The organism is Pseudomonas danubii (genome assembly GCF_042980055.1).
GTDB lineage: Bacteria > Pseudomonadota > Gammaproteobacteria > Pseudomonadales > Pseudomonadaceae > Aquipseudomonas > Aquipseudomonas danubii.
This window is the reverse complement of sequence record NZ_CP116502.1, coordinates 3,720,727-3,732,467: the sequence shown is the minus strand read 5'-3', so window position 1 is coordinate 3,732,467 and position 11,741 is coordinate 3,720,727. Positions and strand designations below refer to the sequence as shown.

General features: G+C 65.7%; 11 protein-coding genes and 1 pseudogene. 2 read left to right on the top strand and 10 right to left on the bottom strand.

Annotation, left to right across the window (positions count from 1 at the left end):
* Nucleotides 1-114: 114 nt before the first annotated feature.
* Both PFZ56_RS17280 and PFZ56_RS17275 read left to right on the top strand, forming a co-directional pair.
* Nucleotides 115-1,038, top strand: coding sequence for a LysR family transcriptional regulator (locus tag PFZ56_RS17280; protein WP_394304400.1), 924 nt, complete (start codon nucleotides 115-117; stop codon nucleotides 1,036-1,038).
* 26 nt (nucleotides 1,039-1,064) lie between these two features.
* Nucleotides 1,065-1,520: a hypothetical protein gene (locus PFZ56_RS17275; RefSeq protein WP_110595916.1), complete on the top strand. Its 456-nt coding sequence runs from the start codon at nucleotides 1,065-1,067 to the stop codon at nucleotides 1,518-1,520.
* 72 nt (nucleotides 1,521-1,592) lie between these two features.
* On the opposite strand, the gene PFZ56_RS17270 is transcribed toward PFZ56_RS17275, so the two are convergent.
* From PFZ56_RS17270 to PFZ56_RS17225, 10 genes and pseudogenes are all read right to left on the bottom strand, one after another.
* The gene (locus PFZ56_RS17270) at nucleotides 1,593-2,762 is read right to left on the bottom strand and encodes a methyl-accepting chemotaxis protein (protein WP_394304656.1); all 1,170 of its coding nucleotides are present in this window, start codon (nucleotides 2,760-2,762) and stop codon (nucleotides 1,593-1,595) included.
* Nucleotides 2,763-3,350, bottom strand: a pseudogene (locus tag PFZ56_RS17265) (cache domain-containing protein); the annotation flags it as partial.
* 537 nt (nucleotides 3,351-3,887) lie between these two features.
* Nucleotides 3,888-4,304, bottom strand: a complete 417-nt coding sequence (locus PFZ56_RS17260; RefSeq protein WP_047285711.1) for a hypothetical protein — start codon at nucleotides 4,302-4,304, stop codon at nucleotides 3,888-3,890.
* Between the two features lie 324 nt (nucleotides 4,305-4,628).
* On the bottom strand, nucleotides 4,629-4,922 hold the full coding sequence (locus PFZ56_RS17255) for a DUF3144 domain-containing protein (RefSeq protein ID WP_102864173.1): 294 nt from the start codon (nucleotides 4,920-4,922) through the stop codon (nucleotides 4,629-4,631).
* 205 nt (nucleotides 4,923-5,127) lie between these two features.
* Nucleotides 5,128-6,246, bottom strand: a complete 1,119-nt coding sequence (locus PFZ56_RS17250; RefSeq protein ID WP_110595918.1) for a site-2 protease family protein — start codon at nucleotides 6,244-6,246, stop codon at nucleotides 5,128-5,130.
* Nucleotides 6,247-6,565: 319 nt separating this feature from the next.
* Nucleotides 6,566-7,594: an RNA 3'-terminal phosphate cyclase gene (gene rtcA, locus PFZ56_RS17245; protein WP_170004217.1), complete on the bottom strand. Its 1,029-nt coding sequence runs from the start codon at nucleotides 7,592-7,594 to the stop codon at nucleotides 6,566-6,568.
* Between the two features lie 8 nt (nucleotides 7,595-7,602).
* Nucleotides 7,603-8,391 (bottom strand): nucleotidyltransferase domain-containing protein, encoded by a 789-nt coding sequence (locus tag PFZ56_RS17240; RefSeq protein ID WP_110652946.1) that lies wholly within the window; start codon nucleotides 8,389-8,391, stop codon nucleotides 7,603-7,605.
* A gap of 16 nt (nucleotides 8,392-8,407) precedes the next feature.
* Nucleotides 8,408-9,052, bottom strand: a complete 645-nt coding sequence (locus tag PFZ56_RS17235; protein ID WP_253085596.1) for a hypothetical protein — start codon at nucleotides 9,050-9,052, stop codon at nucleotides 8,408-8,410.
* An 18-nt stretch (nucleotides 9,053-9,070) separates the two neighbouring features.
* Nucleotides 9,071-10,414 carry a PBS lyase gene (locus PFZ56_RS17230; RefSeq protein WP_110595921.1) on the bottom strand — a complete coding sequence of 448 codons (1,344 nt, stop codon included), beginning with the start codon at nucleotides 10,412-10,414 and terminating at the stop codon, nucleotides 9,071-9,073.
* Between the two features lie 4 nt (nucleotides 10,415-10,418).
* Nucleotides 10,419-11,645 (bottom strand): RtcB family protein, encoded by a 1,227-nt coding sequence (locus PFZ56_RS17225; RefSeq protein ID WP_060838629.1) that lies wholly within the window; start codon nucleotides 11,643-11,645, stop codon nucleotides 10,419-10,421.
* Between the last annotated feature and the right edge of the window lie 96 nt (nucleotides 11,646-11,741).

Below are 11,741 nucleotides of genomic sequence, written 5' to 3'. Positions count from 1 at the left end.
CAAGGCATTTGCCCGCCAGCCTATGTCCGCGCCAGACCTGGCGGAAGACGCAGGCCTTGCAGTTAATTGATGCATGCAACGCCATGTCAGCTCTGAGCGTGCTAGATTCCGCCCATGTCGACTCCCGATCTGAATCTGCTGCTGACCCTGGACGTACTGCTGAGCGAAGGCAGTGTGGCCCGGGCCGCCCTGCGCCTGAACCTGAGCCCGTCGGCCATGAGCCGGGCCCTGTCCCGCCTGCGCCAGGCCACCGGTGACCCGCTGCTGGTCCGCGCCGGACGCGGCCTGGTGCCCACGCCCCGGGCACTGGAGCTGCGCCAGCAAGTCGGACCGCTGGTGGAGCAAGCTCAGGCCGCCCTGCGCCCGGCCGAGCAGATCGACCTCAGGCAACTGGTGCGCACCTTCACCCTGCGCAGCCGCGACGGTTTCGTCGAGAACTTCGGCCCGGCCCTGGTCAACCGCCTGCGGGCCGAAGCGCCCGGGGTACGGGTGCATTTCGTGCCCAAGCTGGACCGCGACAGCAAGCCCCTGCGCGAGGCCAGCGTCGATCTGGAAACCGCAGTGATCGATGCCGACACCAGCCCCGAGTTGCGCACCCGGTCGCTGTTTCGCGATCGCTTTATCGGCGTGGTGCGCAGCGACCACCCCTTGAGCCGCGGCCCGGTGAGTCTCGACCACTACCTGGCCGGCCAGCACATCCTGGTGTCCCACCAGGGGCACGACCATAGCCGCATGGACGATACGCTGCAGGCCCTGGGCCGGCAGCGGCAGATCGTCACCCTGGTCAGCGGTTTTTCCGCGGCCCTGGCCCTGGCCCGGGGTTCGGACCTGATCGCCTTGGTGCCCGAACGCCACACCAGCAACCTGCGAGAAGGCCTGCACAGTTTCCGCCTGCCGGTACCGCTGCCGGAGCTGACCATTTCCCTGCTCTGGCACCCGCGCATGGAGGCCGACCCGGCCCATCGCTGGTTGCGCCAATGCGTCCACGAACTCTGTAGCGACACCACAGATACCCTTCCCGGCGGCCACCACCGCTGATGCCCCTTGATCGTCGAGACCCTGCAATGCCCTCACCCTCACTCGCTGTACCCGTTGCCCGCCTCAAGTACCTGCCCGCCATCCTCGCGCTCCTCTGGGGGCTGTCCCTGGCAATCGTCCGGGCCGGGCAACCGATGGAGTATTTCTGGGAAAACTTTGCCGCCTACTGGCTGCCCCAGGGGCTGATCCTCGGCCTGCTGCTGTGCACCCGGCCCACGCCGGCGCTGTTCACCGGAGTGGCCCTGGCCCTGGCCGCGCACCTGCAGTTGTTCAGCCTGTGGATCAGCTCCCCGGAGGACTCCATGGGCTGGCTGTTCTACCTGTTGGACTTTCCCGGCGCGCTGATCGGCGCCGCCATCGCCCGTTTCCTGGCCACGCGCGTGGCTCCCGGCAAGCCACTGATCAATGGCCTGCTGGGGGTCGGCTGGGTGTCGTTGGGGCTGTTGCTGAACCTCAAGCTGATGATGTCCAGCCAGGTCTGAAACGGGCCGGCGACTGCGGCCCGGGGGGACTGAAACCCGCCCGGACCACTGACGGCCCGGGCAGGCAATGCCTCAGCTGTGGCCCTGGCTGAGGTTCGACAAGCGCCCGGACAGGGCCTGCATGGCCTCGCTGACCTTGTCCAGGGCCTGGGCGTCCCGGGCGTTGTCCTCGCTGATGCCGTGGATGCGCACCGCCAGTTCGTTGATCTCCTGGGTCACATGGCTCTGCTGCTGCGCCGCCACGGCAATCTGCTGCGCGCGCTGGGAAATATCGTCGAAGCTGGTGACGGTGCTCGACAGTGCCTGCGACGCGCCGGAGGCCTCGCCCACGGCTTCACGGGTCCGCGCCTCACCGGCCTGAATCGCCTGGACCGCCTGACGTGACGCCTGCTGCAAATCGCTGATCATGCCGCTGATCTCGTTGGCCGAGGTCTGAGTGCGGCCGGCCAGGGTCCGTACTTCATCCGCCACCACGGCAAAGCCGCGGCCTTGCTCTCCGGCCCGAGCGGCCTCGATGGCAGCATTGAGCGCCAGCAGGTTGGTCTGCTCGGAGATGGCCTTGATCACATCCAGCACCGCGCCGACCTGCTGGCTGTCCTGTTCCAGGCGCTGGATCACCGCAGTGGCCTCGGCCATTTCCGTGGACAGCTGCTGGATCGACTGACTGTTGGCCGCGACCCGCTGCTGGCCGTCCTGCACCACCACCAGGGATTGGCGGGCGGTGTCGGCGCAGTTGTTGGTGTTCTGCGCCACTTCAAGAGCACTGGAGGACATCTGGGTAATGGCCGTGGCCAACTGAGTGTTTTCCTGGCGTTGCTGCTCGGCGCGCTGGGCCAGGGTGCTGCTGAGCTCACCCAGGCGCGCGGCTTCGTTCTGCAGCTGCTGGGCTTCGCTGGCGATCTTGTACAGCATCTGCCGCAGTTGCCCGGCATAGCGATTCACCGCACCGCGCAAGGCGCCGATCTCATCGGCCCGGGCCACGTGCAGCTCGGCGTTGTCCGTGGCCTGACCACGGCCCAGGGCATCGATCTGCTGGGTGGTTTCCTCCAGTTGGGCAATCAGCTTGTGCCCGGCCAGCCAGGCGAAGAACAACAGCAGCGCCAGCAACGGCAGCAGGAACAGCAGGATCTCGGTGGTCATGGCCCGAGCCAGGCCGGTGACCCTCTGCTCGGGGGTCACCAGGCCGATGGTCCAGCCACTGCCGGGCATGCTGAACAGGCTGACCCGCGCCGCTTCCTGCAGCCGGCCATCCTCTGCCAGATCCAGGCTGCGCACCTGCCCGGCAGGCGCCGCCTTGGCCAGGGCCTCGGCCACCGGATGCAGCCAGGGCTGCTGCTTGCTCAAGGCGTCGAAGCTGAGCATCTGCCCACCGCCACCGGCCTGGGCATCGGGGAAATACAAGACATTGCCGGCCTGATCCAGGGCAAAGGCATAACCGCCGGTGACCGCGCCCTGTTCCTTGAGGAAACGCGCCAAGTCATCCAGGCGCAGGTCGATGGTGGCGACCCCGGCGAAGGCGCCGTCCTGACGATAGGGCACGCTGCACGTGGTCATCGGCACCTGGGTCACCGGGTCCTGGTAGGCCTCGGACCACAGGCAACGCCCCGGCGCACTGTTGCGCGCGCCGGTGTACCAGGCTTCATGGTGATAGCCGGCGCTGCCGGCAGCGTTGTAGTCATCGGAGAACGCCAGGGGCCCGGCATCGCTGCGCGCCCAGAAGAAGCTGCGGCGCTCGACCCCGGCAGTGAAGGCATTGGGTTCCGGCCAGATGCCGCCCCCGGCGATCGCCTTGTCGCCTTCGTGGTCGATCAGCTTGGGCAAGGTGGCCATCACCAGCGCCTGCTCCTTGGGCAAACCCTCCACCAGATGGGCCATGCTGGCCGTCACCCCTTCGATCCCGGCCAACTGCAAGGCCAGTTGCCGGACGATGGCACTGCCGGTCTGTTCAATCAGGGCCGAGCTCGCCGCCACCACTCTGGGCTGCCCCCGCAAGGTCATCACGGCGAACACCGCCAACGCCGTGAACAGCAACAGCAGCACACTGCCGAGGGTCAAACGATGAGACAGACGAACCGGTAGCAAGGCCATGACGAACTCCGTATCAATAGGCATGCAGAGCTTATCGACCAGGGTCATGGATCACTTGAGAAAAGAGTGACGCCGATCACGTTTTGTGTGACCAGAATGTGTGTGTGTGTGAATACCCGCGAGCGGCTCGGCAACGGCGCTGATGGCAGCACTCGCGCTCGACAGAGTGTGTCCGGCCCTGCACCAAGAGTTCAATCGGTGGACGAATGCTCGCAGCTGCGAATGACCGTCACCGTCTTGCCCCGGCCAGCGCCAGGGAGCTACCCAATCACTCGGGCATCAACCTTCCAGAACCAGCATGAACTGGCTGAACCGGTCGATCCCGTCCTTGGACAACTGGAGCCCGGTCTCGCCCATCCGCGACATCCACTTGCCGTTGTCGCCGCGCAGGGAAACCTGCCCGCTGGCGGTATCGATGGCATAGGCGAATTGGCAATACTGATCGATGCTGTCCTTGGACAACTCCAGCCCCGTCGCCCCCATGCGCGACATGAACTTGCCTGTGTCGCCCTGCAGCGCAAGTTTCTTGTCGGTGCCGATTTGCACCAGCACCACCCGGAACTTGCAGTATTGGTCGATGGAGCCCTTGGACAGCTCAAGCCCGGTCGCGCCCATCCGCGACATATAGTTGCCCGAGTCGCCGCGCAGCGAGATGACACTACCGTTTTCAATGACACGTTGTGGAATGACGATCATGGTTGGCACTCCTTGCTGATTGGATGTGTTCCTGTCTGTCGCGGGGCCTGAAGCCACCGTGCCATCGGCCTCCCTGAGCAGGAGGTACGACGCCCGGCAAGACTTGCCGCAGGCGCAGTGTAGTTGAGCCCCTGGCGGCGCTCGGGATGGCCGCAAGACAACAGGACCAACGGTTGCCGTGGTCCTGGAACACTCAGATCAAAGGGTTATGCAAGGTGGGCGGCAGACAACCCGAGGCGATAAGTGCACGGGTTGCAGCAGGGCAGCAAGCGACTCCCCGACAGTCTCACGAAAGCGGCCCAGGCAAGACCGCGTCGACTGTTTTCAATCCGGATTGGCGTTCATGTAGCGCGAGTAGTTCTCGACGTAGTCGGTGAGGTTTTCTTCCAGCATCAGGCGGAACTCCTCAAGGAAATAGTCCACCGCCTGCTGCTTGGACGCCGCCAGTTCCTCGGCATTACGGCAGCCGCAGGCGCTGACCCAGGCGCTGAAGCGCGCGTTGGCGTACATCAGCGAAGCGCTGGCCTTGCCCCGGCTGCTGTCGGCGATATGGGAGTTGGTCAACTCGATGATGGCATCGGCGCGGTTGTAGAAATCCTGATCCGGTTCGTTGGCCACGGGGCGTTCCTCTGGCTGGTAGGGAAAATAAGGCGCCGGAGTATAAGAGGTTTGCCACCGCGAACCGATTATTTTCACCCCGCCCACTCCCCCATCACAGCGGAAACCGGCTGGGCGCTGCACAGACCTTGGTCCCCCAGCGGCAAACCTTCGCAGGCAAGCCCGCGCCAGCACAACGGCCTGTTCGATGCCGTGGGCCGGGGCCTTAGCGGCCTGGTGCCGGCAACGCCCGCAGGTATTCGGCCAGCAGCGCTTCGCTCTTGCCCTGGGCCAGCACCACGCTGTTATTGGCCGCTTGCAGCGCCTGCTGCAGATGACGCTCGCCCTGCTGCCGGTCGCCCTCCAGGAAGGCTTGCAAGGCCAGGCAGCGCGGTCGCAGCCAGGGTGCGTTCCAATCCACTTCGGCGCTCATCGGGGGGCTGTTCAAGGGGGCGACGTCACGCTGCACAAAAGCGCGGCAGAAGGCCAATTCGCTACGCAACAATTCGATCAGGCCACTCATGCCGTTCAGCTCCGTCGCCCGGGCCACCAGCAGCTGTTCCAGCGCCTGTTCCATCTGCACCGCGGCCGGCCAGTCGCCCTGATCCTGCAGGGCATTGAGGCGACAGCCGAAAGCGAGCAACGGCCCGGGCATGGCGCCTTCGGCCAAACGCTGCAGATCTTCCTCCGGCAACTCCGCGCTGGGCACCCCGGCCACGGTCTGGGCCAGCAGACGCGCCTGGGCCAGTTCCGGGCGTTGATCGTCGCGATGCATAAACCAGCCCAGCAGGAGCATCCCGTCGCTGGGCGACACCCGCCAGGCCGGCATCAGGTTCCCCAGGCCCATGGCCAGATTGATTGCGGCGAACGCCAGGGCCATGGCCCCGGGCACCCCGGACCAGGACAGCCCGAGCCCCAGGGCAGCGGCGCCCAGCAGCAGGTTCAGCAGCGGCCCGCAGAGGACCACCACCATCCACTGCCGCCGCAGCGGGCGTTGCAGATTGCTCACGGCAATCACATAACCGCCCAGGCGATTGCGCTTGAGCTGCGGCGCCCAGCGCAACCGCCAGCCGCGTCGTTGCACCTGGATTTCCACCGCGGCCACCCGCACCTGCAACACCGGCATGGCGCACCCGCGTGCCCCCAGGTAATGCCCGCCCTCATGCACCACCAGCGCGACCACCCCCAGCAGCGACGCCAGGAACATCGCCAGAAAGGGCTGCAACCCGGACTTGATGGTGAACCCCAGTATCAGCGCGGCGATAAACCAGCCACTGAGCAACACCAGGCGTTGCAGAAGCGTCAGCAGTGCGTTCAAGGCCTTGAGCCAGGTATTGCCATCCATTGGGTACATCCTTGTGAGAAAAACCGACACCAGCGCGGGCGCGCAGACTGCCAGTTTCTCCGGTACACACTCAACTGCCGCTTCAACCTGTCGCCCTCACCCCGCCTACTGCAGAAGCTGGGGGCCGCCGAGGTGGCCGCCAGCAAGCCAGCGCCTGTGCAGATGCGCAGGCCGACGGCGCTTCAGGCAGCAGCCCGGAGTCGGGACACTCCGGGCCGAGGCGGATCAGGATCGCCGCGCTGTCGCTGAGGATACGGCCGTCAGGGTGGCCATCTGCAACAGCGGGTTGAGCCGCGCCAGGGCCTCACGCCCCGGGCTGTCATCCCAGGCCGTGGCACTCCATCCGCAACAGGTGCGCGCCCAGCGAACGCGCCTCGATGCGCACCGGCAGGAACGCTTCGATCACCCGGATATTGCTCTCCAGATGCTCGGTCATGCGCGGCGTGGTGAAGCTGCCGCCACCGGCCAGGGCCATGGGCAGCAGCAGTTGATCGGCCAGGTGCTCGGCCACCGCCGCGCCGGAGTCCAGCCAGGCGCGGGCCTGATCGATGGCAACGTCGGCGACCTTTTCCGCCCGCAGGCTGTTCTGGCCGAATCCGCTGAACAGCTCGGTCAGGTGCTCGAAGGCGAACTCCAGCAACAGCACATTGCCCGGGCCGTATTGTTCATCCAGCTGCACCGGGGTGAGGTGCTCGCGCTGCAGTTCCAGGCGATTGTGCACCCGGCGCAACTCGCGCTCCGCCACATGCTCGGGCAGGCCCGCGCTCAGCGCCCAGGCCCGGCTGCCCAGCAGTGCGCCACGCTCTTGCAGGTGCAGGGGCTGCAGCACCGACGGTTGGACAAAGGCCTCCAGCTCGCCACCGCCGGCCGGGACGAAACCATGGCGCAACAGTTGCAGTTCCACCCGCCCGCCCATGCGCCGCAGCAACGGCAACCAGGCTTGCTGGAGAAAATCCACCGGCGGCGCCAGGGGGTTGTGGGTGCCGCCGCTGATGATCACGCGGCTGGGCTGCGGCGCATGCAACAAGGCCGGCAGCAGGGTCTGCAGCACCAGGGTGCAACTGCCCGCCGTACCGATGGCGAAGCGGTAGTCACCGCCACGGATCGGCCCCGGTTCGAAGGTCAGGGCCTGGGAGCCGAGTTCGACCCCCGAGGTCTTGGCGCCACAGACCTGGGCTGCGGCCTGCACCGCCGTCAGGTGCTGACGCAGCAGCCCCGGGCGGCTGCGCCGGGCACGAATATTATGGATACGCAGGGTCTTGCCGCTGAGCATCGACAGGCTCAAGGCGCTGCGCAGTACCTGGCCGCCGCCGATGGCGCCGTCCAGTTCGATTACATCCTGTTTCATCTCATTCCTCAGGCGTAGTGCCGGACGGTTTCCCGCAGGTAGGCGTCCAGCAACGCGTTGTCTTCATGGGTACGCGCCAGTTTCGGCACCGGGCGTTCCAGCTCGGCGGCGATAAAGGCGTGCAGTGCCTGGCGCCGCGGTCCGTAGGCGGACTCGTCGGCGCAGCGTTTCAAAACCAGCAGCTCAGCCACTTCGTCCAGCAGTGGCTGATGGTCGACGGTGGTCAGCAGATCGGCAAAGGTCATCGGCGGTCGGCCACGTCCTTGATCGATCCAGCGCACGGCGAGCAAGGGCCGCAGCACGTAGAAGTACTTCTTGAAACGCACGCTGTCGCCTTGCAGGTAACCGCGAAAGTTCTTCTTGGCCATCGACAGATAATGATTGCGCGCCGCCGGCGGGCTGTAGAACGCCTCCGCCAGCTCCCGCAGGCGCGCGGCGGCGGCCGGTTCGCTGCGATACACCAGGGGTGAATCCAGCCATTCCAGCAGGGTCGGGTTGGACTTGCGCAACAGCCCTAGGGTCTTGCGCAGTTCCCAGCCGCTGATGTCCAGCTCGTCATCCAGGGGCCGCTCGATCACATCGCGCCCGGCATCCACCTGGATGAACCATTCGGGCTTTTCCACATAGACGAAACGCACGTCGTAATCACTGTCGGTGGAGGCAAAGCCCCAGGCCCGACTGCCGGATTCGCAGGCGTACAGCACCTGCACATTGCGCTCGCGCTCGATCCGCGCCAGCTCGGCCAATACCCGTTCGCGCATGGCGCTGCTCAGGGGATGGCGCTCTAGGTGTTCCATGATCCTTTTTCCTTGTTCAATCGGTGGCGCTGGCGGCCAGCACACTCAGGGTCCGGCGCACGGGGTTCCACACCGTCAGGCACCAGACGCCCCACCACTCCAGGCCTTCGTCGAAATAGTCACTCCAGGGCTGCAGGTGCGGGCCCATGTCCGGCGCCTGACAGTCCAGCTCCAGGTTGCCTACCCAGTTGATCACCTGGGGCTGCTGTTCGGGGTCCAGCCCCAGCACGTCCAGCCATTGGCCGTACACCTGCCGCGCCTGCTCGGCGCCGCCAGGGAAATGCAGCCCGTATGGCGGCTGGCGAAACGCCCGGTACAAGGCCAGGTCCTGCTGCTCCAGGTTTTCGCAGACCAGCTGCCGGACCTGTTCCTGGCTGAGCGCCTCAGGCACCGCCCGCTCCTGCTCCCAGCGCATCGACGTCAGGCCGACGTCGGCATAGCGCGGGTCCTGGCGCAGTGTTTCCCAGCGCTCGCGGCGCTCGGCCATGAGTTGCAGGTACAGGTGCTGCAAGCCCTGGCGATGCAGGGCTTGATCCACCTCAGCCTCGGGCTCGACCGCCAGCACCACAAAATCGAAGACGCAGTACACCTCTTTCAGTAGCTGGCGTAGCGCGCGGCAGTGTTCATCTTCCATCCGGGTCAACAGTGGCCGCGGCTGCATAAAGGCTCTCTCCATTTTTCAAAGCAGGCGCTTGGCTGAACCTGCGGGCAATTCACCGGCTGCCTCCATCGCCTGCACACGCTGCAACATGGCTTCGCGCAGCGGCTTGGGGGTGACCGGATCGAACATCCCGTAGCGGCTATCGCACCAGCGCGCCAGAGTCTCACGCCAATAGGCGGCCTCGCTGCCGCCCTGCCCCAGACGCCACAGCAGGTATTCCAACTGACGCCAGCCCGGCTTGAGGGCCAGCAGGGCCCAGCGCCGCGCCTTCGGCAGGTCGTGCCAGTGCTGGTCCAGACGCTGCTCCAGGACCTCGTCGAACACCGCCCAGGGTTGCTCGTGCAACAGGCCCAGGGCGCAGTTGAAGACTTTGTCCGAGGCGTCGTCCAGGGCCGCCAGTTGCTCGGCCATGCCACGCTCGCCCAGGGTCTGCAGGGCCAGCAGGCGCACACTCGGCGCCGGCGAGGCCAGGGCCTGTCGCACCATGGCGTCAGCCATGGGTTCCTGCAGTTCCTTGACCAGCCCCAACAGCCCCAGCCAAGCGCGCTTGTTCCGTGGTGCCGGCTGTTGCAGCCGTTGCAGCAACACCTCGCGCGGGTCCAGCCCGTGACGGGGCGCGGCCCAATGGGCCAGGCAACGCAAGGCCCCCGAAGGGTCCAGCAATGCCTGACTCAGATACTCGCGAGGATCGGCCAGCAACGGCAGCAGCAAGCGCAGCGCCTTGACCCGCACACTGGCACCGCAGCTGTGCATCACCTCTTCCAGCAAAGGCACGGCCTGCGCGGCCGGCAGTTCGGCGCAGGCATCCACCGCCATCTGCCGCACACTGACCTCACTGTGGCGCAGAGCCCGAGCCAGCAGCGCTGCCCGATCCTGCGCCCCTTCGAGCAACAGCTCGAAGACAAAGCGCGCGGCCTTGCCCCGGCAATCACCAAAGGCGTCTTCAACTTCTTTGCGTACCTGGGCCAACTGCAACACCGAACGCGCCCGTTCCAGGGTCGCGCCGTGGTCGGCGCGCTGTTTGCCGGCCAGGGCCAGCAGAGGTTTCAGGCTCTGCAACAGCAGCTCGGCGCGCTCTGGTGCCAGATACCCCTCGACCGCCGCGGCAGCCTCCTGGCGTACCTGGGGCACCCAATCGTTGAGGCGCTCCAGCAAGGCCGCCAGGGCCTCGGCCGAAGGCTGTGCGGCCAGGCCGCGCACGGCGGCCTGACGCACGAAACCGTTGCCAAAGCGGCTCAGTTCCAGCCAGGCACTGTGCCGATCCAATTCGTCCATCACCTCCCGCACGCGGCGGGCTTCGTAGTCGCTCAGCTGGTAATGCCAGCCGGGCGGCGCCGCTATCAAGGCGTCCATGTCGTCCATTGTTCTACCCCTTAACGCACACCACCTGACGCAGGGTGTGCAGCACTTCCACCAGCTCGCGCTGGGCGTGCATCACTTGGTCGATGTCCTTGTAGGCCATCGGAATTTCGTCGATCACCGCTTCGTCCTTACGGCACTCCACATGGGCGGTCGCGCGGATCTGGTCGGCCAGGGTGAAGGTGTTCTTGGCCTTGGTGCGGCTCATGGTACGCCCGGCACCGTGGCTGCAGGAGCAGAACGCCTCCTCGTTACCCAGCCCGCGAACGATGAAGCTCTTGGCCCCCATCGACCCCGGAATGATCCCCAGCTCGCCCTTCTTCGCCGACACCGCGCCCTTGCGGGTCACCAGCACCTCTTCACCGAAGTGGCGCTCCTTCTGCACGTAGTTGTGGTGACAGTTCACTGCCTCCAGCGCCACTTCGAAGGGCTTGCTGATCACCTTGCGGGTGGCCTGGATCACCAGTTGCATCATCAGCTCACGGTTCTGCCGGGCGAAATCCTGGGCCCAGGCCACGGCTTCCACGTAATCGTCGAAGTGCTGGCTGCCTTCCTCGAAGTAGGCCAGGTCGCGGTCCGGCAGGTTGGCGATATGTTGACGCATATCGGCCTGTGCCAGATGAATGAACAGGTTGCCGATGGCGTTACCGACGCCACGGGAACCGCTGTGGAGCATGAACCAGACACGGTTGGCTTCATCCAGGCAGACCTCGATGAAGTGGTTACCTCCGCCGAGGGTTCCCAGGTGCTGGCGGTTGTTGCTGTTGGCCAGGGCCGGGTACTTATCGGTGATCGCCTTGAAGCGTGGGTGCAGCGCAGCCCAGGCCTGATCGGTCTGCTGCGGCACATCACCCCAGGCGCCCTTATCGCGACCGCTACGGGGCGAAGTACGACCGTGAGGCACCGCGGCCTCGATGGCGCTACGCAATCCGGCCAGGTTATCCGGCAGGTCGGAGGCGGTCAGCGAGGTACGGGCAGCGATCATTCCGCAACCGATATCCACCCCGACTGCCGCCGGAATGATCGCGCCTACGGTGGGGATCACGCTACCGATGGTCGAACCTTTACCCAGGTGCACGTCGGGCATCACCGCCAGGTGCTTGAAGATGAACGGCATCTTCGCGGTGTTCATCAATTGCTGGCGCGCTTCGTTTTCCACCGGCACGCCCTGGGTCCACATCTTGATCGGCTTGCCGTTGGCCACTTCCAGCAGTTGGTAGGTCTTGTGTTCCATGTCGTTGACTCTTTTTCCTGTGGCCGCTGATTCGGCCTTGTTCAATAGATTGTGTAGGAGCCGGGGCGCAGAAGACGATCTCAAGGGCCTCTTCGC

What these genes read in the sequence shown, in the direction of transcription:
- PFZ56_RS17280 (WP_394304400.1), top strand. Translation starts at nt 115, where the DNA reads ATGTCGACTCCCGATCTGAATCTGCTGCTGACCCTGGACGTACTGCTG.
- PFZ56_RS17275 (WP_110595916.1), top strand. Translation starts at nt 1,065, where the DNA reads ATGCCCTCACCCTCACTCGCTGTACCCGTTGCCCGCCTCAAGTACCTG.
- PFZ56_RS17260 (WP_047285711.1), bottom strand. Translation starts at nt 4,304, where the DNA reads ATGATCGTCATTCCACAACGTGTCATTGAAAACGGTAGTGTCATCTCG.
- PFZ56_RS17250 (WP_110595918.1), bottom strand. Translation starts at nt 6,246, where the DNA reads ATGGATGGCAATACCTGGCTCAAGGCCTTGAACGCACTGCTGACGCTT.
- rtcA (WP_170004217.1), bottom strand. Translation starts at nt 7,594, where the DNA reads ATGAAACAGGATGTAATCGAACTGGACGGCGCCATCGGCGGCGGCCAG.
- PFZ56_RS17240 (WP_110652946.1), bottom strand. Translation starts at nt 8,391, where the DNA reads ATGGAACACCTAGAGCGCCATCCCCTGAGCAGCGCCATGCGCGAACGG.
- PFZ56_RS17235 (WP_253085596.1), bottom strand. Translation starts at nt 9,052, where the DNA reads ATGCAGCCGCGGCCACTGTTGACCCGGATGGAAGATGAACACTGCCGC.
- PFZ56_RS17230 (WP_110595921.1), bottom strand. Translation starts at nt 10,414, where the DNA reads ATGGACGACATGGACGCCTTGATAGCGGCGCCGCCCGGCTGGCATTAC.
- PFZ56_RS17225 (WP_060838629.1), bottom strand. Translation starts at nt 11,645, where the DNA reads ATGGAACACAAGACCTACCAACTGCTGGAAGTGGCCAACGGCAAGCCG.